The organism is Streptomyces sp. DvalAA-43 (assembly GCF_900091725.1).
Taxonomy (GTDB): domain Bacteria; phylum Actinomycetota; class Actinomycetes; order Streptomycetales; family Streptomycetaceae; genus Streptomyces; species Streptomyces pulveraceus.
This window is the reverse complement of the sequence record NZ_FMBW01000044.1, coordinates 407,602-429,143: the sequence shown is the minus strand read 5'-3', so window position 1 is coordinate 429,143 and position 21,542 is coordinate 407,602. Positions and strand designations below refer to the sequence as shown.

Here is a 21,542-nt window from a genome sequence, read left to right as displayed (position 1 = left end):
AATTGCAAATAACGGGAAACAGTTGCGTTCAACGCTATCCGATCCCGAATGTGGCCTCAGCACCCCGCCCCGCGCTTCCCCCCGTCGAGCGCCGGCCCGGGTGCCCGGATGAGCGAGAAAGGCCCCCCATGTTGAAGTACGTGCTGGACATCGTCGATCTGCTGGACGATCCCCAGGTCAATGGCAAGACGGTGGTCGAGTACCTCGACTCCGTGAGCGGGACCGAGGGCTCGTCCGCACAGGTCACCACGGTCGTCGGCGAGCAGGGCTCGACCGACTTCGTCATGGTCCGCATCCCGGGCGCCCGAGGGCGTACCTCCGGGGGCGACGCCCGCACGCTGGGCGTGGTGGGCCGGCTCGGCGGCATCGGTGCCCGGCCCGAGGTGACCGGCCTGGTCTCCGACGCCGACGGCGCCGTCTCGGCGATCGCCACCGCCGCCAAGCTGCTCGACATGCGCCGCCGCGGCGATGTGCTGCCCGGCGATGTGATCGTCGCCACCCACATCTGCCCGAACGCGCCGACCGAGCCGCACGACCCGGTGCCGTTCATGGGCTCGCCCGTGGACATCGCCACCATGAACCGCCACGAGGTGACCGGCGAGATGGAGGCCGTGCTCTCCATCGACACCACCAAGGGCAACCGGATCATCAACCACAAGGGCCTCGCCCTGTCGCCCACCGTCAAGGAGGGCTGGGTGCTCCGGGTCAGCGAGCGGCTCGGTGAACTTCTGGCCGTGGTGACCGGTGAGCCGTTGGTCACGTACCCCGTGACCACGCAGGACATCACCCCGTACGGTAATGGGGCACACCACATCAATTCGATCCTTCAGCCCGCCACCGCGACGGCCGCCCCGGTCGTCGGCCTGGCCATCACCTCGGCCGCCGCGGTGCCGGGCTGCGGTACGGGCGCGAGCCACGAGGCGGACATCGCGTCCGCCGCCCGCTACGCCGTGGAGGTCGCCAAGGCCTACGGCAGCGGCCACCTGGACTTCCACGACGCGGTGGAGTTCGACAACCTCGTCAGCCGTTACGGGTCGCTGGCTCACCTCCAGACCCTCGGCCGCACACCCCAGGAGTCCTGATGGCAGCCACCCCGCAGGCCGAGACCGTGGCCCCCGAGACCAAGGCCATCGGCAGCGACGACTACGCGCTCTCGCGCGTCCCGCGCGACAAGCGGTTCGGCTTCTGGTCGATGCTGCTCCAGTGGCTGGCCCAGTCCGGCTCGATCTCGCAGTTCACCCTCGGCGCCACCATCGGCGTCGGCATGACCTTCGGGGACGCCTTCCTCGCCTTCACGCTCGGCGCGGTGATCCTGGAGATCGTGATCTTCGCGATCGGCCTGGCCGGTATGCGCGAGGGCCTGGCGACTCCGATGCTGACCCGCTGGGTCGGCTTCGGCCGCAACGGCTCGGCGCTGGTCAGCTTCGTCATCGCGGTCAGCCTGGTCGGCTGGTTCGGCGTCCAGAACACGATCTTCGGCAACAGCGTCTCGGCGCTGGTCGGCGGCCCGTCCTGGATGTGGTGCGTGCTGGCCGGCATCGCCATCACCGCCCTGGTGATCTTCGGCTTCAAGTACATGGCCGTCTTCGCCAAGATCGTCACGCCGCTGTTCTTCGCGATGGTCGCCTGGTCGATCGTCTCGACGCTGAAGGACCACTCGCTCAGCGAGCTGATCCACTCGCCGCCGCCCGGCCAGACGATCCCGCTCGCCGTCGCCGCCACCGCCATCGCGGGCGGCTACATGACCGGCGCGATCGTTTCCCCGGAGATGACCCGGTACAACCGCAAGGGCTCGCACGTCTTCCTGCAGAGCGCCTCGTCGATGATCCTCTCCGAGTACATCGTCGGCCTGACCGGTGTGCTCCTGGGTCACCTGGTCAAGAGCAACGAGGTCTCGCACATCGTTCTCTCCACCTCCGGCGCCTTCGGCGTCATCGTGGTCCTGATGTCCACCGCCAAGATCAACGACTGGAACCTGTACGGCTCCTCGCTCGGCGTCGTCAACTTCTTCCAGGTCGTCTTCGGCAAGCGGATCCACCGCGGCGCGGTCACGATCGTCCTCGGCATCGCGGGCACCGTCCTGTCCGCGGTCGGGATCATGACCCACTTCACCGAGTTCCTCTCCATCCTCGGCGTCGCGATCCCGCCGATCGGCGGCATCATCGTGGCCGAGTACTGGGTCGTGAAGAAGATGCGCAAGCCGCTGGACGAGACCCGGGAGTCCGAGACCCTGCCGAGGACCTCGCCCACCTGGGTGCCGATGTCCATCGCCATCTGGATCGCGGCGTTCTGCGTCGGCAAGTTCTACGACGGCGGCATACCGGCCCTGAACTCGCTGGCCACCGCCTTCATCCTGTACAGCGTCCTCGGCCTGCTGGGCTGGGTGAAGCCGTACGGCACCTCCACCCTGGACGACGAGGACGACGCCTCCGCCCCCGCCGCCCCCGCCACGACCCCTGTGGGAGCAGCATGAGCACCCCCGACCCCACCACCCCCTCCCTCGTCCCGGCGTCCGCCGAGGCCCAGGAGGAGGTCATCGAACTCTGCGCCGAACTGATCAGGTTCGACACCTCCAACCCCACCAGCAACGAGCGCGCGAGCGCCGACTGGGTGGTGGGCCGGCTCGCCGAGGTGGGCATCGACTCCGAGCTGGTCGAGTCCGCCCCGGGCCGCGCCAGTGTCATCGCCCGGATCGCGGGCGCCGACCCGGAGCGCGGCGCCCTCCTGGTCCACGGCCACCTGGACGTCGTCCCGGCCGACGCCTCCGAGTGGCAGGTCCCGCCGTTCTCCGGCGAGATCCGCGACGGCTACCTCTGGGGCCGGGGCGCGATCGACATGAAGGACACGGTGGCCGTCATGCTGGCCACCGCCCGCCACTTCGCCCGCACCGGCACCAGGCCCTCGCGCGACCTGGTCCTCGCCTTCCTCGCCGACGAGGAGGCGGGCGGCAAGTTCGGCGCCCACTGGCTGGTCGAGCACCGCCCGGAACTGTTCGCCGGGGTCACCGAGGCGATCGGCGAGGGCGGCGGCTTCTCCTTCGCCATCGACGACACCCGCCGCCTCTACCCGATCGAGAACGCCCAGCGCGGCATGGCCTGGATGGAGCTGACCGCGACCGGCCGGGCCGGCCACGGCTCGTCCCCCAACGACGAGAACGCGGTCACCGACCTCGCCGAGTCGCTCACCCGCATCGGCCGCGAGACCTTCCCGATCCGGCTGATCGAACCGGTCCGCGCGCTGCTGGAGGAGGCCGCCCGGCTCTACGGTGTCGAGTTCGACGAGAACGACATCGAGGGCAGCCTCGCGAAGCTCGGGCCCGTCTCCGACTTCATGCAGGTGGTACTCCGCAACTCCGCGAACCCCACCATGTTCAACGCGGGCTACCAGACCAACGTCATCCCCGGAAAGGCGACCGCCCGGGTGGACGGCCGCTTCCTGCCCGGCCACGAGCAGGAGCTGATCGACACCATCGACAAGCTGCTCCTCCCCTCGGTCACCCGGGAGTGGGTCAACCACGACATCGCGCTGGAGACGACCTTCGACGGCCCGCTGGTCGACGCCATGTGCGCGGCCGTGCGCGCCGAGGACCCGGACGGCCACCCGGTCCCGTACTGCAACCCGGGCGGCACCGACGCCAAGGCCTTCACCCACCTCGGCATCCGCTGCTTCGGCTTCAAGGGCCTCAAGCTCCCGCACGACCTGGACTACGGCCGCCTCTTCCACGGCGTGGACGAACGCGTCCCGCTGGAGGGCCTGCGCTTCGGCGTCCGCGTCATGACCCGACTCTGGCAGAGCTGCTGACCTCCACGTCACCCCCTGCCAGGGGCGCCCCGACCCGGGCTCACCCCACGTACGCCCCCGCCGACACCTTCGGCGGGGGCGTACGGCACGATGGGGCGCCGCCGAAACGCGTAGTCCCGAAACCGTTCCCACCAGGAGGAACCCGTGCCCGCCGAGTCCGCCGTCGAGCCGTCGCCCGAGATTCTCGCCGCCTTCCAGGCCGCCAAGGGCTTCATGCCGGTGGGCGAGGGGCTCGCCCTGTACGCGGCTGCCGCCGGGGCCGCCGCTCTGGGGCTGCCGGTCCTGGAGGTCGGCACGTACTGCGGGCGCTCCACGATCCTGCTCGCCGACGTGGCGCGGGCGGCCGGTGTGACGGCGCTCACCGTCGACCACCACCGCGGCAGCGAGGAGCAGCAGCCCGGCTGGGAGTACCACGACCCGACCGTGGTGGACCCGGAGGTCGGCCGGATGGACACGCTGCCCACCTTCCGCAGGACCCTGCACGCGGCGGGTCTGGAGGACCACGTCGTGGCACTGGTCGGGCGGTCTCCGCAGGTCGCGGCCGTCTGGGGCGGGAAGCTCGGCTTCGTCTTCATCGACGGCGGTCACACCGACGAGCATGCGAACGGTGACTACGAGGGCTGGGCGCCGCATGTCGCCGAGGGCGGGCTGCTGGTGATCCACGATGTGTTCCCGGACCCCGCGCACGGCGGCCAGGCCCCGTACCGCGTCTATCTGCGGGCCCTGGCCTCCGGTGCGTTCACCGAGGTCTCGGTGACGGATTCGCTGCGGGTGCTGCGGCGGACCGGCGCAGGGATCTGAGGCGGGCCGTCCGGAGGCCCGGATAGCATCGCGTGGTGCCGTACGACGAGAGTGTTCCCCCCACCCGGCGCCGCCGGACCCTGCTCGCCACCACCGCGCTCGCGGCCGTCTGTCTGAGCGCCGCGGGCTGCGGTGCGGGCGATGTCGGTGCCGGAGCGCCGGCCCGGCCCGGTCCGGGCGGCGACGCCGCCGCATCACCGTCGGCCCGGCCCTCGGACCCGCCCTCGAAGAGCGCTCCGGCGCCGGAGCGGACGTCGCCCTCCCCCACCCGGTCCACCCCGCCCGCGGGCGGCAACTCCGGCCCGCTGTCGGGAAAGACCGTCGTCATCGACCCCGGCCACAACCCCGACAACCATCTGCACACCCGCGAGATCAACCGCCAGGTGGACATCGGCACCACGCACAAGGAGTGCGACACCACCGGGACGTCGACCGACGCGGGGTACGCCGAGGCCCGGTTCACCCTCGATGTGTCGCACCGGCTGCGCACACTGCTCCGGGCACAGGGCGCGAAGGTCGTCCTGACATACGACGGCGACCGTCCGTACGGGCCGTGCGTGGACGAGCGGGCCCGGATCGGCAACCAGGCGCGGGCCGACGCGGTGGTGTCGGTGCACGCGGACGGCTCCGCGGTCGGCAACCGGGGTTTCCATGTGATCCTCCCCGGGCCGGTACGGAGCGGCGCGGCGGACACCACGAAGATCGTCGATCCCTCGCGCGACCTCGGCACCCGTATCGCCGGGCTATTCGTCCGCGCTACCGGAAGCGCTCCCTCCAATTACATCGGTGGCAATACCGGATTGGACGTTCGCAAGGATCTGGGCGGACTTAATTTGTCGACCGTGCCCAAAGTGTTCATCGAATGCGGCAATATGCGTGATCCGAAGGATGCCGCCCTGCTCACCAGCTCGGGCTGGCGCCAGAAGGCGGCACAGGGCATCGCGGACGGCATCAGCAGCTATCTCAACGGGTAGCAAGGGGTAGTTCTGAGGCGAAATTGGGGGGATGTGCGTCCGGCGTCCGGGCAGGGACACAACGCGTCCGGGCAGGCGATAGATTCATCCGTACGATGGGGGCCGCCCCGAGCTTCGTGCCGTGCCCGCCGTATCCGTACAGGCGGCAGCGACGACCGCCCCGACGAGACGACCGACTAAGGACCTTCACGTGAATATCCGCTCCCTCACTCGAGGCGACGGCGTGGTGATCGGAGCAGCGGTCGTGCTGTTCATCGCCTCTTTCCTCGACCTCTACGGCTTCGACTGTCCCGCGGGCATCAACTGTTCCCGCTACAACGCCCCGAACGCCTGGGACTCCCTCGGGCTCCTGATGAGCGTCTACCTGGCCGGGATCATCGCAGCGGCGCTGGTCATCGTGGGCCGCGCCACCCCGGGCCGCAAGGTGGTCGGCTTCGACCTCGGTCAGTTCGGTGCCGCGCTCAGCATCTTCGCGGTGTGGACGGTCTTCTGGACGATCATCGACGGCAGCAACACGGGCGCCGGACTGATCCTCGGCCTGCTCGCCGCGATCGCGCTCGCGGGCGGCGCGGTCGCCACCCCGCTGGTCCCCGCGCTCAAGGCCCCGCTGATGAGCGCCTCCGGCCCGAAGGTCGTACAGCCGCAGTACGGCGGCCAGCCGCAGCCCGGCCAGGGGTACGGCTACCCCGGCGCCCCGCAGCCGTCGTACGGCGGCCAGCCGGGTCAGCCGGGTCAGCAGCAGCCGTACGGTGCGCAGCCCGGCCAGCCGCAGCCGGCGCCCGGCCCGCAGGGTTCCGCCGCGGACACGCCGGCCGGTGACTTCACACCGTTCTGGTTCGCGGTGCCGGTGGCCCGCCCGCTGTACGGGGAGGACGGTTCGCCGTCGCCGATCGCCGAACTGGCGCCCGGCACCTGGTACCTCGCGGTGGAGCAGCGCGGTCCGGGCCTGATCGCCCAGACCCAGGACGGCCGTCGCGGTGTGCTCCAGGACACCACGGGCATCCAGCGCGGCTGATCCCGCGCCCCACGGCAGTACGAGAGCGGCCCTCCGCCCCTTCCGGGCGGGGGGCCGCTGTCGTACCCTCCGTCGTGCGTCACATTGTTGACGCTTCGTCAGAAATGCTGGGAGGCGGCGGAGATGAGGCTCGGACTCGCGCTCGGGTACTGGGGCCGGGGCCCGGACCCCGCCCATCTGGAGCTGGCCCGGCGGGCCGAGAAGCTGGGGTACGCGTCGGTGTGGACGGCGGAGGCCTGGGGGTCGGACGCGTTCACCCCGCTGACCTGGATCGCCGCGCACACCTCCCGGATCCGGCTGGGCACCGGCATCGCGCAGATGGCGGCGCGCACCCCGACCGCGACCGCGATGCACGCCCTCACCCTGGACCATCTCTCCGGCGGCCGGATGATGCTCGGCCTCGGGCTGTCCGGCCCCCAGGTGGTGGAGGGCTGGTACGGGCGGCCGTTCCCGAAGAGCCCGCTGACCGCGACCCGGGAGTACGTCGACGTCATCCGCCAAGTGCTGCGCCGCGAGGCCCCCGTGGAGCTGGACGGCCAGTTCCACTCCCACCCGTACAGCGGCCCGGACGCCACCGGGCTGGGCAAGCCGCTGAAGCCGATCACCCATCCGCTGCGGTCCCGGCTGCCGGTGCTGCTGGGGGCGGAGGGGCCGAAGAACATCGCACAGACGACCCGGATCGCCGACGGCTGGCTGCCGCTGTACTGGTCGCCGATGCGCACCGATGTGTACGAGGCCTCGCTCACCGACCTTCCCGACGGATTCATGATCGCGCCGATGGCCCGTGCGCGGGTCTGCGACGACGTCGCCGAGGGGCTGCTGCCGGTGAAGGCGATGCTGGGCTTCTACATCGGGGGGATGGGGCACGCGGCCCGCAACTTCCACGCCGATCTGATGGCGCGGATGGGTTTCGAGGAGGAGGCGCGACGGATCCAGCGGCTCTTCCTCGAAGGCCGCAAGGAAGAGGCGGTGCTGGCGGTGCCCGACGCGTTCGCGGACGAGATCTCGCTCGTCGGACCGCGCGAACGGATCGCGGAGCGGCTGGAGTTGTGGCGCAAGGGGCCGGTCACCGATCTGCTGGTGACGGCACCGGACCCACACACGCTGCGGGTGCTCGCGGAGCTCAACTGAGGGCTGGAGGTCTGGCCGGGTCGGTGGGCCAGGTGCCGGTCGTGGTGGCGCCGGGTGCGGTGTGCCGCCAGGGCTGGGGGTCGGGGTACGTGAGGAGTTGCAGGGTGCTGCCCCACGGGGTGCGCAGATAGGCGAACCGGTTGTGCTCCCCCGCCTCGGGGCCCGGCAGCGGCTGTGCCTCGGCGAGCAGCGAGGCGCCCGCGGCCACGCAGTCCCGTACGGCCGCGTCCAGGTCGTCCGCGTACAGCGCCACGTGCTGCCAGCCGAAGTCGCAGGGCAGTGCCGGGGGTTCGCGGCGGGGGCCCTGGAACTCGAAGAGCTCGATGCCCGGCCCGCCGCCGGGGAGCGCCAGCATTCTGATCGCCAGCTGCTGGGTGCCCGCCGGGACGCCGAGCCGCCGCTCGACGTCGGGCCCGCCGTTCGGTCCGTCCTGGCGGCGCAGGGTGTCGTAGCGCACCTCGGCGCCGAAGGCCCTCGCGAGGAAGAGGGTCGCGGTCTCCAGGTCGGGGACGGTGACCCCGATGTGGTCGATGCCTCGCACGCTGGTGGCCGTCATGGTTTCACCGCTCCTGTCCCGGGGCTGCGCCGACGGCCCCGTCCGCCCCGGAGCGGGCCCGCTCCGGGGTCGTGCGCCCGCGCGACCAGGCCAGGAGGCGGTCGGCCGGCCATGTGGTGACGACGCGTTCCGCCGGAACCCGGCACTCCTCGGCGCGGGCGCAGCCGTGGATCTGCCAGTCCAGCTGTCCGGGCGCGTGGGCGTCGGTGTCGATGGCGAAGAGGGTGCCCGCCGCGACGGCGCGGCCCAGCAGCGGGCGGGGCGGGTCGAGCCGTTCCGGCCTGCTGTTGATCTCCACCGCGGTACCGGCCTCCGCGCACGCGGCGAAGACCGCCTCCGCGTCGAACCGGGACTCCGGGCGCTTGCGTTCCGCGATCAGCCGCCCCGTGCAGTGCCCGAGGATGTTCGCCTGCGGGTGGCGGACGGCCGCGAGCAGGCGCCGGGTCATCGGGGCCGGGGCCATCCTCAGCTCGGAGTGGACGGAGACCACCACGACGTCCAGCCGTTCCAGCAGCTCCTCCTCCTGGTCGAGCGAGCCGTCGGGGAGGATGTCGCACTCGATGCCGGTGAGCAGCCGGAAGGGCATCCACCGCTCGTTGAGCTCGGCGACCGCCGCCAGCTGTCGGCGCAGCCGGTCGGGGGTGAGCCCGTTCGCCACGGTCAGCCGGGGCGAGTGGTCGGTGAGCACCGCCCACTCGTGGCCCAGCTCCGCCGCGGTGCGGCCCATCTCCTCGATGGGGCTGCCGCCGTCCGACCAGTCGGAGTGGAGATGGCAGTCGCCGCGCTGGAGCGCGCGGAGGTCCTCGCCGCCCTCGGCGGGGCGGGCGGCGGCCTCCGTCTCCAGCCGTTCCAGATAGCCGGGCACCTCCCCGGCCAGCGCCTCCCGGACGACCTGTGCGGTCTTGGGCCCGATGCCCCTGACCGCCTCCAGTGAACCGGCCGCCGCCCGCCGGGCCGCCTCCCCGTCCGCCATCGCGGCCACCGCACCGGCGGCGGTGCGGAAAGCGTGCACGCGGTGGGTGTCGGCCCTGCCGCGTTCGAGCAGGAAGGCGATCCGTTCCAGGGCGCGGACGGGCTCCATCGGCACCTCCACGGGGCCGCCGGACAGTGCGTACTGTTGCCGCCGGGACAGTGCGTACCGTTTCTGTCCCCTCCAGCTTCGCGCAGCCCGGCCCGGCCCGCACAGCGGCGCCGGGTGGCCGCTCAGCCGAACACGGTGTGCTCCAGCCAGAAGTCCAGCAGCTCCGTGTCACCGAGCACCTCGACCCGGTCGCCGTCCGCCGCCAGTCGCCGGTTGAAGACCAGCATGATGTCGGTGAGCGAGCCGCGGAGCGACACGGCCGCCTTCTCGTGGGAGCGCCGCCAGGCGAAGCCGTCCTCGCCGAATTCGATCAGCCACTCGGCGCCCGGCGCGTCCGTGGCGTGCAGATGGATGGAGCCACCCGCCCCGCCGGTCAGCTCGGCGGCCCGCTTGTCGCCCGCGGCCCGTACGAAGGCGACGATCTCCAGCCACTCCTCGATCGTGTCGGCGGCCAGCTCCGGCGCCACTTCGTATCCGGTGCGCGCGGTGAGCGCGGCGTCGGCGTGGTGGACGATCGTCTCGTGCGCCATCCGGCGCGCCCAGAAGCCCGTGCTGCCCTCCCACGCCCAGGACCACACCTCCTCGTCCGGTCCCGCGGCCCGCAGCGCCTCGACGGTGCGCGCCGCGCCCTCTGCCAGCCAGGCGTCGAGCGTGGCCGGATCGTCGCTGCCGGGTGTGCTCTCCGGCACCTGGTCCGGCGAGATCGCCCCGGTGGCGCGGGTCCGTACGATCTCGCCGACCCAGCGGTGGGCGCCGCCGACGTGGACGGCGAGCTCGCGCAGGGTCCAGTCGGGACAGCTCGGGACGGTGGCGCCGAGGTCCGCGCCACGGATCGTGGCCCTCAACGCGTCGGTGCGGGCGATGATTTCGTCACAGTAGAGGTCATGACTGAGTCGGCTCATACCATGCACTCTAGTTCGATCTTCACTTCAACCCCATTGATTACCCGCCGAGTTGTGAGGTGGTGGGCACCTTGTCCTTCACGTCGGCACCCGCGCTGCTGCCGGCCGACTTGATGTTGTTGATCACGCTCTCAAAGGCGCCGATGTCGCCCTCGCCCGCCTCGCCCTTGCGGAGCTTGGTGCCGAGCCCCTTGAGCGATTCGATGCCCGCCGTCAGCGGGGCGACCGCCTTGGACAGCAGTGGATCACCCTTGGCGTTGGTCACCGCCGCCTTCAGCCGGTTGTAGGTGAAGCCGCCCGCGAGTCCGGCCTTGACCAGGGCGAACGTACGCCCGTCCGCGCCCTTCTTGAACTTGCCCGCCCGGTACGGCTTCACGATCCACTGATAGGTCGCCCCGGCCGCGAGCCCCGCGTTGGTGACGAACCGCGTCTTGGCGAACTTCTGCGCCTCGGCCGACGACGTACCACTCGGGGACGCGGAGCTGCTCGCACCGCCCTTGTCGCCGCCGCCGCACCCGGTGGCGCCCACGACCAGGGCGCAGGACAGCAGCAGCGGGACGAGCAGACGGCGGAGCGGTACGGAACCGGTCGCGGCGGAACTGGGCACAGCGGGCCTCCCTGGCCGGGCACATCGGGCGAGCTCTACGGGGAGTGACGGTCTTGGCCACTCTCGGTAAGGTTCGCCCGGCCCGGTCCGCCGTGCCACTCGGGAAACGCCGTCCGGGTCTGCCGCTGCCTGTCTGCCCCTGCCGGTCCGCCGCTGCCGGGCAGGCCCCCGCACCGGCCCTAACGGCAGCAGTCCGGCTCCAGCCCGCGCGGCAGGTGCTCGCCGCCGAAGACCGCCGTGGTCGCCTCGTCGCCGCCGAGCGCGGCCACGGCCAGCAGCAGCGAACCGGCCGTCCAGGTGGTGAGCTCCTGGGGCCAGAAGGCCCGGTCGCCCTCGAAGACGTATCCGGTCCAGTACATGCCGCCCTCGGCGCGCAGGTGCTGGATGGACTGGAGGATCTCCAGCGCCCGGTCCGACTCGCCCATCACCCAGAGGGCCAGGGCGAGTTCGCAGCTCTCGCCGCCGGTCACCCACGGGTTGGGCAGCACACAGCGCACCCCGAGGCCGGGGACCACGAAGCGGTCCCAGCTCTCCTCCATCCGCTTCTTGGCGGCCGTTCCGGTGAGCGCGCCGCCGAGGACCGGGTAGTACCAGTCCATCGAGTAGCGGCTCTTGTCCAGGAAGCGTTCCGGGTGGTTGCGGATGGCGTGGCTCAGCGCGCCCGTCGCCAGCTCCCAGTCGGGCTGCGGCTCCTCGCGTCGTTCGGCGATGGCGAGCGCGCAGCGCAGTGCCTGGTGGATGGAGGAGCAGCCGGTCAGCAGCGCGTCCTCGACGGGGGTTCCGTCGGCCTCGCGCTTCCAGCCGATCTGGCCGCCGGGCCGCTGGAGCCGCAGCACGAATTCGACGGCGGCGAAGACGGTCGGCCACATCCGGTCGACGAACGCGTCGTCGCCGGTGGCGAGGTAGTGGTGCCAGACGCCGACGGCCACGTACGCGCAGAAGTTGGTCTCCAGCGAACGGTCGGTCGGCCGGTCCGGGTCGCCGTCCTGGTACGCGGCGTACCAGGAGCCGTCCTCGTTCTGGTGGCGGGCCAGCCACTCGTAGGCGCGCGCCGCGGCGGCGTGCTCGCCCGCCGCGTCGAGGGCCATGGCGGCCTCGGTGTGGTCCCACGGGTCGAGGTGGTGGCCGCGGAACCAGGGCAGGGCGCCGTCCTCGCGCTGCTCGGCGAGGAGGGCGGCGACGGTCTCGGCGGCCTGCTCGGCGGTGAGCACCCCGGGCAGTACGAGGTGTTCGGTCTGCTCGGGAACGGTCACGCCTCGGCCTTGGTGACGTCCTCGGCGGCGGCCACGGGCAGGTGCGGCTTGGTCGCGTACGCCACGAAGCTCTTGCCGACGACGGGGTTGAGGAGCTGCTCGGCGACCCGGGTCGCCATCGGCTTCTTCATGATGTCCCAGACCAGCAGCTTGTGGTACGCGCGCACCGGCAGCGCCTTGTCGTTGTCGACGCCGAAGGCGCACTTGAGCCACCAGTAGGGCGCGTGCAGGGCGTGCGCGTGGTGGGTGCCGTACGGCTTGAGGCCGGCGCCGCGGATCTTGCCGAGGAGTTCGTCGGCCTTGTAGATGCGGATGTGGCCGCCCTCGACCTCGTGGTACGCGTCGGAGAGCGTCCAGCAGACCTTCTCGGGGCCGTAGCGCGGCACGGTGATCGCGATCCGGCCGCCCGGCTTGAGGACCCGGACCATCTCGGCGAGCACGCCCTTGTCGTCGGGGATGTGCTCCATCACCTCGGAGATGATCACGACGTCGAAGGACTCGTCGGGGAACGGCAGGTTGAGCGCGTCGCCCTCCATCGCGGTGGCGGTGGCGCCCTCGGGGGCCTCGCCGGCCTCCTTCATCGCGGCGAACCACTTCGCGACCTCGCGGATCTCCTCGCCGTTCTGGTCGAGGGCCACGACCTGGGCGCCGCGCCGGTAGCACTCGAAGGCGTGGCGTCCGGCGCCGCAGCCCAGGTCGAGCACTCGGTCACCTGCGGCGAGCGGGAAGCGGGTGAAGTCCACGGTCAGCACGAATGCCTGCTTTCGCGGTCGAGGGGGTCAGGGGGCGGGGACGACGGGAGCGGGCTGCGGGTTCAACGACGGCCGCCGGGACGCCTGGCACCGGACCGGGCGGCTATCGCCTCGCGGTAGAGGGCGGCGGTGCCGAGGGCGGCCTGCTTCCAGGTGAAGCGGGAGAGCACCCGGTCGCGGCCCGCGGCACCGAGCCGGGCCCGCAGCCCCGGGTCGCCGAGCAGCCGGGCGAGCGCGTCGGCCAGCGCCCCGGCGTCGGCGGGCGGGACGGCCAGGCAGGTCTCGCCGTCCGGGCCCGCGACCTCGGGGATCGCACCGCCGGTGGTGGCGACGAGCGGGGTGCCGGTGGCCATGGCCTCGGCGGCGGGCAGCGAGAAGCCCTCGTACAGCGAGGGGACACAGGCGATCTGGGCACCGCGCACCAGGTCGACCAGTTCGGCGTCGCTGATGCCCTTGACGAACTCGACGGCGTCCTGGAGCCCGTGCCGCTCGATGGCCTGGGCGACCGGTCCGTCCTCGGCCCGCTTGCCCACGACCACGAGGTGCGCCCGCGGGTTGCCGGCACGGAGCTTGGCGAGCGCCTCGACCAGGTGGACGAGGCCCTTGAGGGGTACGTCGGCGCTGGAGGTGGTGACGATCCGGCCGGGCACCTCGGCGACCGACGGGTCGGGCGACCAGAGGTCGGTGTCCGCGCCGATGTGCACGACGTGGATGCGGCCTGGGCGCACCCCGAGGTGGTCGATGATCTCCTGCCGGGAGGAGCCGGAGACGGTGAGCACCGACGGCAGCCGCCGCGCGACCCGCTTCTGCATGCGGGTGAAGCCGTACCAGCGGCGCACGGAGGCGCGTCGGCGGCGGCTCTCCGCGGCGTCCAGATCCAGCTGCCGGTCGACGGTGATGGGGTGGTGGATCGTGGTGACGAGCGGGGCGCCGAGGTCCGCGAGCAGCCCGTAGCCGAGCGTCTGGTTGTCGTGGATGACGTCGAACTCGCCGCGCCGGGCGGCGAGATGACGGCGGGCGCGCAGGCTGAAGGTGAGGGGTTCCGGGAAGCCGCCGGTCCACATGGTGGCGACCTCGGCGGCGTCGATCCAGTCCCGGTACTCGCCGCGCCTCGGGGTGCGGAACGGGTCGGGCTGGCGGTAGAGGTCCAGGCTCGGCAGCTCGGTGAGCGGGACGCCCTCGTCGAGCACCGGATAGGGCTGGGCGCCGATCACCTCGACGCTGTGGCCGAGGCGGGCGAGCTCGCGGGCGAGGTGGCGTACGTAGACACCTTGGCCGCCGCAGAAGGGGTTGCCCTTGTAGGTGAGGAGTGCGATGCGCAACGGGCGGTCGTCGGCGGTGCCGGACGTGTCGCCGCCCGTGCGGGGGCCCGACTCTATGGCCTCAGCGGTCACACTCGGCCCCCTTCTCACTGCGTGTTCGCCGGAGCGTAACCGCTCACGCTAATCTAGAACAAGTTTCAGACTGGATCGTTCAATGAGCTACGAATCTACCGGCAGGTAGCGTCGGTGCAACGGCCGGATCAGGTGATTCGCGCCACCACCGGGCGCGCTGGCATGCTGTGCGCCCCCGGGAGACCGAGCGCCTCCCTGCCGGTCGCGGACAGAAGCCAGGGATGGGGACACATGACAGCCGAAGCCAGGCCGGCATCGCCGCCCCTGACCGAGCGGCAGGAGGCCCGCCGCCGCCGCATCCTGCACGCCAGCGCCCAGCTCGCCGGCCGGGGCGGCTTCGAGGCGGTGCAGATGCGCGAGGTCGCGGAGGAGGCCGGGGTCGCCCTGGGCACGCTGTACCGCTACTTCCCGTCCAAGATCCATCTGCTGGTCGCCACCATGCAGGACCAGTTGCAGCACATGCACACGACGCTGCACAAACGCCCCCCGGCCGGTCAGGACCCGGCGCAGCGGGTCGCCGACACCCTAATGCGGGCGTTCCGCGCGCTCCAGCGCGAGCCGCACCTGGCGGACGCGATGGTGCGGGCGCTGACCTTCGCGGACCGCAGCGTCAGCCCGGAGGTGGACACCGTCTCGCGGATCACGACGGCGATCATCCTGGACGCGATGGGGCTGGAGCACCCGACGCCGGAGCAGCTGTCCGCGGTCCGGGTCATCGAGCACACCTGGCACTCGGCGCTGATCACCTGGCTGTCGGGGCGGGCGTCGATCGCCCAGGTGAAGATCGACATCGACACGGTGTGCCGGCTGATCGACGTGACGAAGCCGTCGGACACGGCCTGAGGGCTGCCCCTTAGCACATTCGGGGGCCGCTCCGCAGCGTTTTCATTACATACCTCTCACCGTTCCGACCGAAAGAACCACAAGCCGCTCCTTACCATGGTCATGACCAGCACCGATGGAGAGGAAGACATGGCTGACCAGTCAGGCACCACAGGCGGCACGGCGTGGACCCAGGCCCCGGGCGGACCGGGATACGGCGTCCAGCCGCCGGCCGGCTACGGATACCCCGGTGGCGCCCCGCTGCCCAGCGGCAAGGCGACCGCCTCGATGGTGCTCGGCATCCTCGGCCTGCTGCTCATCCCGATCATCCTGCCGGTCATCGCGCTCTGCCTCGGCATCTCGGCCAAGCGCATGGCCGACCGGGGCCAGGGCGGCGGCCGGGGCCAGGCGGTCGCGGGCATCGTGATGGGCTGGATCGGCATCGCCTTCGCCCTGCTCGGCGTGACCGTGGCCACGATCCAGGGCATCAGCGCGATGTGACGGGCCACCGCCAAGAACCCGCGCACCCCTCACCGCGAACCGCGCACCGGCCGCGCAGGAGAACCGTACGATCCGGTTCCCCTGCGCGGCTTTCGCGTTCCGGGCCCATGTGCGGCCCCCACATGCGCACCGCGTCAGGTGGGGCACCCGGCACCATGTCGACGCGGGCACGGTGTTCATACGGTTCGGCGACATCACAGGAACACGCCGAGGAGCCGGTCACCATGCGTCGCAGAGCCACGGGCAGCCCCCGTCACCGCAGATCCCTCTCCACCGCCGTCGTGCTGGCCGCCGCCGGTCTCCTGCTCGCCGGGTGCACCGCCGCCGGGAAGGCGGGCGAGGGCGATTCCGGCGGGGACGCGAAGGGCCGGGCCGTCGAGGTGGGCCTGGTGTACTCCCGGACCGGGCTCCTCGCGGACTACGGGAAGCAGTACCGCGACGGGTTCATGGCGGGCCTGGACCACGCCACCCACGGCACCCGCGAGGTGGCCGGGCACCGCATCGAGGTCACCGAGCAGGACGACGCGGGCGACCCGGGCAAGGCGGTCGCCGCGGCCAAGAACCTGATCGGCAAGGGCTACAAGGTGCTGGCGGGCACCACCGACTCCGGGGTGGCGCTCCAGATGGCGCCGCTCGCCGCCCAGAACAAGGTGCTGTACATCAGCGGTCCGGCCGCCACCGACGCCGTGACCGGCATCAACGACTACACCTTCCGGTCGGGCCGGCAGTCCTACCAGGACATCCTCACCGCCGGGACCATGCTCGGCGAGGCCAGGGGCAAGAAGGTCACGGTGCTGGCCCAGGACTCCACGTTCGGCCAGGCCAATGTCGCCGCCGTGAAGGCCGTCCTCGGTGCCGGGGGCGCGGAGGTCGGCTCCGTACTGGCTCCGCCCGGCGCCACGGACCTGACCCCGTTCGCCCGGCAGGTGAAGGCGGGCCGGCCCGATCTGGTCTTCGTCGCCTGGGCCGGGTCGACCGCCCCGGCACTGTGGACCGCACTGGACCAGCAGGGCGTGCTGGAGGCGGGCAAGGTCGTCACGGGCCTCGCCGGAACGGCCTCGTACCCGGTCTTCGGCGACGCCGGTTCCAAGGTGTCGTTCCTGGCGCACTACTTCCCCGGCGCGGCCGGCGGCAACGCCGTGGAGAAGGCCATGCTCGACTCGGTCACCAAGGCCGGCGGCACCCCTGACCTGTTCACCCCCGACGGCTTCACCGCCGCGCAGATGGTGGTGCGCGCGATCGAGAAGGGCGGCGCCACCGACACCGCCGCCATGGTGAAGGCCCTGGAGGGCTGGACCTTCGACGGGGTGAAGGGCAAGGAGCAGGTCCGGGCCGCGGACCACGCCCTGGTGCAGCCGATGTTCGTCGCGAGGCTCAGGGGGAAGGGCGCCGGGGCCCGGCCCGAACTGGTGACCACCGCGCCGATGGACGCGGTGGCGCCGCCCGCGAAGCCCTCGGCGGGCTGACCCGTGACCGTACCGGACACCACCGCACCGCACGCGGCCGGAGCACCCGGCACCACCCCGGTGCTCCGGCTCACCGGACTCGGCTGGGGCGTCGGCGGGGCGACCATCGTCGAGGACGTCTCACTGAGCGTCCACGAGGGCGAGTTCCTGGCCTTCATCGGCCCCAACGGGGCGGGCAAGACCTCCCTGTTCAACCTGATCAGCGGGCTGACCACGGCCACGGCCGGGACCATCGAGCTGGACGGCACGGACATGACGGCCAGTCCGGCACACGCACGGGCGCGGCGCGGGATCGGCCGCACCTTCCAGACCTCCAGCCTCTGGCCGGCGATGAGCGTGGCCGACCACGTCCGGCTGGCCGCGCAGGCGGCCCGGGGCGGCTCCTACCGGCTGTGGCGGCGGGCGTCCCGCTACACCGCCGAGGTGGACGGCGTACTGGAACGCACCGGCCTCGGCCACCGGGCACGGGCGACGGCGGCCGAGCTGTCGCACGGCGAGAAGCGGAAGCTGGAACTCGCGGTGCTGCTGGTGGGCGAGCCGCGGCTGATGCTGCTCGACGAGCCGATGGCCGGGGTCAGCGCGGAGGAGGTCCCCGCGCTGACCGAGCTGATCCGTACCCTGCACCGGGACGAGGGCCGCACCGTCCTGATGGTCGAGCACCACATGGACGTCCTGCTGGGGCTGGCCGACCGGCTCGCCGTGATGCACCACGGCAGGCTGCTGGCGCTGGACACCCCCGGGGCCGTGACCGCCGACCCGGCCGTCCAGCAGGCCTACCTCGGGGAGGGGCTGTGACGACCGGGCCCCTGCTCGCCGTACGGGACCTGCGGGTCCTGATCGGCGGCCGGCACATCCTGCACGGCGTCGACCTGGACGTCGCCCGGCACGGGGTGACCGCGCTCCTCGGCCGCAACGGCGCCGGGAAGACCACGACCGTACGCGGTGTGCTCGGCCTCGTCCCGCGCACCGGCAGCGTGCGGCTGGACGGCACGGAGACCGTGGCGCTGCCCACCCATGCCGTGGTGCGCCTCGGCATCGGCTACGCCCCCGAGGACCGGGGCGTCTTCGCCTCGCTGACCGTCGCGGAGAACCTGCGCCTGGCCGAGCGGCCCGGCGCGGACGGGCCCGCCTACGGACTCGTCCACGAGCTGTTCCCGGAACTGGAGCGCCGGGAGCGGCAGTTGGCGGGGACGCTGTCCGGCGGGCAGCAGCAGATGGTGGCGATCGGCCGCACCCTGCTCAATGGCAACCGCCTGATCATCGCCGACGAACCCACCAAGGGCCTGGCGCCCAAGGTGGTCACCGAGGTCGCCCAGGTGCTGGAGCGGGCCGCCGAGGCGGTGCCGGTGCTGCTCGTGGAGCAGAACCTCGCCGTCGTGCGGCGGCTGGCCCGGCAGTGCGCGGTGCTCGCCGACGGCCGGACGGCCCACCAGGGACCGGCCGCCGACCTGCTGGGCGACGCGGAGACGGCCCGGCGGCTGCTGGGCGTCGGGCACGGACCGGCCGCCGAAGCACCGTCCCGGGAGGCGGATTCCTGATGTCCACCGTCGTACTGCTCACCATGACCGGACTCGGTCTGGGAGCCCTCTACTTCCTGATCGCCTCGGGCCTCTCGCTGATCTTCGGCCTGATGGACGTGCTCAACTTCGCGCACGGGGCGCTGCTGTCCATCGGCGCGTACGGCACCTGGTGGGCGGCCTCCGGCCATCTGCCCGGCGCCGGTCCCGGCAGGGCGGGCTTCGCCCTCGCGGTCCTGTTCGGTACGGCGGTGGGCACCGCCGCCGCCGTGCTGCTGGAACTCGCCGTCGTCCGGCCGCTCTACACCCGGCCGCGCGAGCAGGTCCTCGCCACGGTCGGGGTGGGGCTCGCCGTCCCCGCCCTGCTGTCGGGGATCTGGGGTTCGGACGCCCGGACCTTCCCGGGGCCGAAGGCACTGTCCGGGACCTTCGGCCTGTTCGGTGCCCAGGTGCCGGTCAACCGGCTGGTCCTGGTCGCGGCGGCCGTCGTGGTGCTGGTGGCGCTGCGGCTCTTCCTCGGCCGGACCCGGCACGGTCTGGTCGTACGGGCCGGGGTCGAGGACCGGGCGATGGTCACCGCGCTCGGCATCGACGTACGGAAGGCGTTCACACTCGTCTTCGCGATCGGCGGCTGCGTGGCCGCGCTCGGCGGGGCGCTCGGCGGCCTGTACTTCGGCTCGGTCGACCCGCGTCAGGGCACCTCGCTGCTGATCTTCGCGTTCGTCGTGGTGGTCACCGGCTCCATGGGGTCGGTGAGCGGCGCCGCCGTGGCGTCCGTCGTCATCGGCCTGGTCCAGCAGTTCGCCAACTACTACACCGCAGCGGGCCTCGGCGACCTGGCCGTCGTCGTCCTGCTCGCCGCGCTGCTGCTCGTACGGCCGCGCGGACTGACCGGGAGGCTCGCGTGAGCACCGCCACCGAGACACACCACCGCACCGGCGGGGACCGCGCCTCCGCGCGCGCCTCCGGGCTCACCGCCCGGCGGCTGCGCCGCTGGTGGCCCGCCGCCGCCCTGCTGGTCCTGGCCCTCGCGCCCTTCAGCGCGCTGCCGCTGCCGGGACTCCTGGACGGCCCGCCGGGCAGCCCGGGAAGCCTGCAACTCCTCGCCACCTGCCTGCTGTTCGGCGCACTGGCCACCGGCTACGACCTGCTGCTCGGCCGCACCGGGCTGCTCTCCTTCGGGCACGCGCTCTACTTCGCGGCGGGCAGCTACGCCACCAACACGTTCCTGCTGGAGGCGGGCCTCCCGTTCGCCGTGTCCGCGCTGCTCGGCGTCGGCTGCGGGATCGTGCTCGCGCTGGTCCTGGGGTCGGTGAGCCTGCGGGTCACCGGCATCGGCTTCTCCATGGTGACGCTGGCCTTCGCCCAGGCGGGGTCGATCCTGGCCGCCCGCGACCCCGGCGGGCTGACCGGCGGCGAGGAGGGCCGGGCCGCCCCCGCCGAGTTGCTGCCGTCCGGGCTCGTCGGCATCGGGAACACCGCGAACCTCTACTGGCTGGCGCTCGCCTATCTGGTCCTGACCCTGGCCGTCGTCCACCGGGCGGTCAACTCCCCCACCGGACGCGTCTGGGAGGGCATCAAGGAGAACGAACGCCGGGTGGAGGTGCTGGGGCTGAAGCCGTACGGGTTCAAGCTCACGGCCTTCGTCCTGGCGGGCGCCCTGGCCGCGCTGGGCGGTCTGGTGCACCTGCTGCTCACCGGCGGTTCGACCCCGCAGACCACCACCTCCGACTTCACCCTGTCCCTGCTGGTGATGGTGGTGCTGGGCGGATCGGGCACCCGGTGGGGGCCGATGGCCGGCGGCATCCTCTACACCTGGGCCGATCACCGGCTCGGTGATCTGGCCGGGTCGGGCGCGGTCGCCGGACTGCCGGCGGTGCTGCGGGTACCGCTCTCCCAGCCGCTGTTCCTGCTCGGTGTGCTGTTCGTGGCCGTGGTACACCTGCTCCCCGGCGGCCTGGCCCGGCTGCCGGCCCGGTTGCGCGCGGCACGCCGTACGCCCGCCGCCACCGGAACGGCCGAAAGCAGCGATTCCCGGAAGGAGAACGGACACCCGTGATCGCGTACGAAGAGGTACGAGTCCCCGTCACCGGGGGAGAGTTGGCGGTGCTCCGGTGGCCGGCCCGGGAGCCCGGGGCGCCGGTCGTCGTCGCCCTGCACGGCATCACGGCCAACGCGCTGTCCTGGGGTCCGGTGGCGAGGCTGCTGGACGGCCGCGTCACCCTGGTGGCGCCGGATCTGCGCGGCCGGGCCGGGAGTTCGGCACTGCCGGGCCCGTACGGGATCGCCGCGCACGCCGACGACGCGGCCGCGGTGGCCTCGGCGCTGGGCGGACCCGGCCGGGTGGTGCTGGCGGGGCATTCGATGGGCGCGTTCGTGGCGGCGCTGGCCGCCGTACGGCACCCGGAGCGGTTCGGGCCGCTGCTGCTGGTCGACGGCGGCATCGGCTTCCCCGCCCCCACCCACCTCTCCCCGGACGAGCTGCTGACCGCGGTGATCGGCCCTGCCATGGACCGGCTGTCGATGACCTTTCCCGACCGGGCCGCGTACCGCTCGTTCTGGCAGGCGCACCCGGCGTTCGCGGGGGCCTGGTCGGACGAGGTGGACGCGTACATCCAGCGCGATCTGACCGGGGAGGAACCCGCACTGCGCTCCAGCTGCCGGATCGAGGCGGTGCGCGCCGACGGTATCGGGCTCTTCGGCGAGGAGGTGCTGGCGGCGGTGCGGGAGCTGCCCGTTCCGGCGACGCTGCTGTGGGCGCGGCGCGGCCTGATGGACGAGGAGCAGGGGCTGTACGACGAGGGCCGGCTCGCGGCGGCGGACCTCGGGGGCACGCGGGTGACACCGGTCGCGGTCCCGGACGTCAACCACTACACGCTGCTCACGGGGGACGCGGGCGGCGGGGAGATCGCGCGGCGGCTGGTGGAGCTGTCCGGCGCCTGAGGGGTGGCCCGCGCCGGGGCGGGCAG

The 21,542-nt window shown here is 72.4% G+C and carries 22 protein-coding genes; 15 read left to right on the top strand and 7 right to left on the bottom strand.

All coding sequences use genetic code 11. The annotated features are described in order from the left end of the window. The first annotated feature begins 128 nt into the window (after positions 1-128). From GA0115234_RS18770 to GA0115234_RS18740, 7 genes are all read left to right on the top strand, one after another. The gene (locus GA0115234_RS18770; RefSeq protein WP_093543087.1) at positions 129-1,082 is read left to right on the top strand and encodes a DUF1177 domain-containing protein; all 954 of its coding nucleotides are present in this window, start codon (positions 129-131) and stop codon (positions 1,080-1,082) included. Beyond that, entirely contained in the window at positions 1,082-2,473 is a 1,392-nt protein-coding gene (locus GA0115234_RS18765; protein WP_093543086.1) for a cytosine permease, read from the top strand. The genes GA0115234_RS18770 and GA0115234_RS18765 overlap by 1 nt, the downstream gene beginning before the upstream one ends. After that, on the top strand, positions 2,470-3,801 hold the full coding sequence (locus GA0115234_RS18760; protein WP_093543084.1) for a M20/M25/M40 family metallo-hydrolase: 1,332 nt from the start codon (positions 2,470-2,472) through the stop codon (positions 3,799-3,801). Before GA0115234_RS18765 ends, GA0115234_RS18760 begins: the two co-directional genes overlap by 4 nt. Positions 3,802-4,014: 213 nt before the next feature. Further along, positions 4,015-4,602 (top strand): class I SAM-dependent methyltransferase, encoded by a 588-nt coding sequence (locus tag GA0115234_RS18755; RefSeq protein ID WP_202553892.1) that lies wholly within the window; start codon positions 4,015-4,017, stop codon positions 4,600-4,602. Positions 4,603-4,637: 35 nt separating this feature from the next. Further along, positions 4,638-5,576 carry an N-acetylmuramoyl-L-alanine amidase gene (locus GA0115234_RS18750; RefSeq protein ID WP_093543399.1) on the top strand — a complete coding sequence of 313 codons (939 nt, stop codon included), beginning with the start codon at positions 4,638-4,640 and terminating at the stop codon, positions 5,574-5,576. Between the two features lie 190 nt (positions 5,577-5,766). After that, on the top strand, positions 5,767-6,591 hold the full coding sequence (locus GA0115234_RS18745) for a DUF5336 domain-containing protein (RefSeq protein WP_093543081.1): 825 nt from the start codon (positions 5,767-5,769) through the stop codon (positions 6,589-6,591). A gap of 123 nt (positions 6,592-6,714) precedes the next feature. Further along, a complete protein-coding gene (locus GA0115234_RS18740; protein ID WP_093543079.1) occupies positions 6,715-7,722 on the top strand; it encodes an LLM class F420-dependent oxidoreductase in 1,008 nt (335 codons plus the stop codon). On the opposite strand, the gene GA0115234_RS18735 is transcribed toward GA0115234_RS18740, so the two are convergent. The 7 genes from GA0115234_RS18735 to GA0115234_RS18705 form a co-directional block, all read right to left on the bottom strand. Next, positions 7,715-8,278, bottom strand: coding sequence for a VOC family protein (locus tag GA0115234_RS18735; RefSeq protein WP_093543077.1), 564 nt, complete (start codon positions 8,276-8,278; stop codon positions 7,715-7,717). The genes GA0115234_RS18740 and GA0115234_RS18735 overlap by 8 nt on opposite strands. A gap of 4 nt (positions 8,279-8,282) precedes the next feature. Continuing rightward, positions 8,283-9,359 carry a PHP domain-containing protein gene (locus GA0115234_RS18730; RefSeq protein WP_093543075.1) on the bottom strand — a complete coding sequence of 359 codons (1,077 nt, stop codon included), beginning with the start codon at positions 9,357-9,359 and terminating at the stop codon, positions 8,283-8,285. A 122-nt stretch (positions 9,360-9,481) separates the two neighbouring features. Then, a complete protein-coding gene (locus GA0115234_RS18725; protein ID WP_093543073.1) occupies positions 9,482-10,261 on the bottom strand; it encodes a maleylpyruvate isomerase family mycothiol-dependent enzyme in 780 nt (259 codons plus the stop codon). Between the two features lie 40 nt (positions 10,262-10,301). Then, entirely contained in the window at positions 10,302-10,868 is a 567-nt protein-coding gene (locus GA0115234_RS18720; RefSeq protein WP_093543071.1) for a hypothetical protein, read from the bottom strand. Between the two features lie 179 nt (positions 10,869-11,047). Beyond that, complete coding sequence (locus GA0115234_RS18715) at positions 11,048-12,121, bottom strand: prenyltransferase (protein WP_093543070.1); 1,074 nt, start codon at positions 12,119-12,121, stop codon at positions 11,048-11,050. Further along, positions 12,118-12,873, bottom strand: coding sequence for a class I SAM-dependent methyltransferase (locus GA0115234_RS18710; protein WP_093543068.1), 756 nt, complete (start codon positions 12,871-12,873; stop codon positions 12,118-12,120). The genes GA0115234_RS18715 and GA0115234_RS18710 overlap by 4 nt, the downstream gene beginning before the upstream one ends. A 62-nt stretch (positions 12,874-12,935) precedes the next feature. Continuing rightward, entirely contained in the window at positions 12,936-14,267 is a 1,332-nt protein-coding gene (locus GA0115234_RS18705) for a glycosyltransferase family 4 protein (RefSeq protein WP_093543066.1), read from the bottom strand. Between the two features lie 231 nt (positions 14,268-14,498). Between GA0115234_RS18705 and GA0115234_RS18700 the strand changes: the two genes are divergently transcribed. The 8 genes from GA0115234_RS18700 to GA0115234_RS18665 all read left to right on the top strand — a co-directional run bounded on the left by GA0115234_RS18700 (position 14,499) and on the right by GA0115234_RS18665 (position 21,516). Continuing rightward, positions 14,499-15,110, top strand: a complete 612-nt coding sequence (locus GA0115234_RS18700) for a TetR family transcriptional regulator (RefSeq protein ID WP_093543064.1) — start codon at positions 14,499-14,501, stop codon at positions 15,108-15,110. 129 nt (positions 15,111-15,239) lie between these two features. Beyond that, positions 15,240-15,590: a DUF4190 domain-containing protein gene (locus GA0115234_RS18695; RefSeq protein WP_237541503.1), complete on the top strand. Its 351-nt coding sequence runs from the start codon at positions 15,240-15,242 to the stop codon at positions 15,588-15,590. A 224-nt stretch (positions 15,591-15,814) separates the two neighbouring features. After that, the gene (locus tag GA0115234_RS18690) at positions 15,815-17,056 is read left to right on the top strand and encodes a substrate-binding domain-containing protein (protein WP_093543061.1); all 1,242 of its coding nucleotides are present in this window, start codon (positions 15,815-15,817) and stop codon (positions 17,054-17,056) included. A 3-nt stretch (positions 17,057-17,059) separates the two neighbouring features. After that, positions 17,060-17,851 (top strand): ABC transporter ATP-binding protein, encoded by a 792-nt coding sequence (locus GA0115234_RS18685; RefSeq protein WP_218107184.1) that lies wholly within the window; start codon positions 17,060-17,062, stop codon positions 17,849-17,851. Continuing rightward, positions 17,848-18,594, top strand: a complete 747-nt coding sequence (locus GA0115234_RS18680) for an ABC transporter ATP-binding protein (RefSeq protein ID WP_093543059.1) — start codon at positions 17,848-17,850, stop codon at positions 18,592-18,594. The genes GA0115234_RS18685 and GA0115234_RS18680 overlap by 4 nt, the downstream gene beginning before the upstream one ends. Further along, a complete protein-coding gene (locus GA0115234_RS18675) occupies positions 18,594-19,481 on the top strand; it encodes a branched-chain amino acid ABC transporter permease (protein ID WP_093543057.1) in 888 nt (295 codons plus the stop codon). The genes GA0115234_RS18680 and GA0115234_RS18675 overlap by 1 nt, the downstream gene beginning before the upstream one ends. Beyond that, entirely contained in the window at positions 19,478-20,632 is a 1,155-nt protein-coding gene (locus tag GA0115234_RS18670; RefSeq protein WP_256088747.1) for a branched-chain amino acid ABC transporter permease, read from the top strand. Before GA0115234_RS18675 ends, GA0115234_RS18670 begins: the two co-directional genes overlap by 4 nt. After that, on the top strand, positions 20,629-21,516 hold the full coding sequence (locus GA0115234_RS18665; protein WP_093543055.1) for an alpha/beta hydrolase: 888 nt from the start codon (positions 20,629-20,631) through the stop codon (positions 21,514-21,516). Before GA0115234_RS18670 ends, GA0115234_RS18665 begins: the two co-directional genes overlap by 4 nt. Positions 21,517-21,542: the final 26 nt, after the last annotated feature.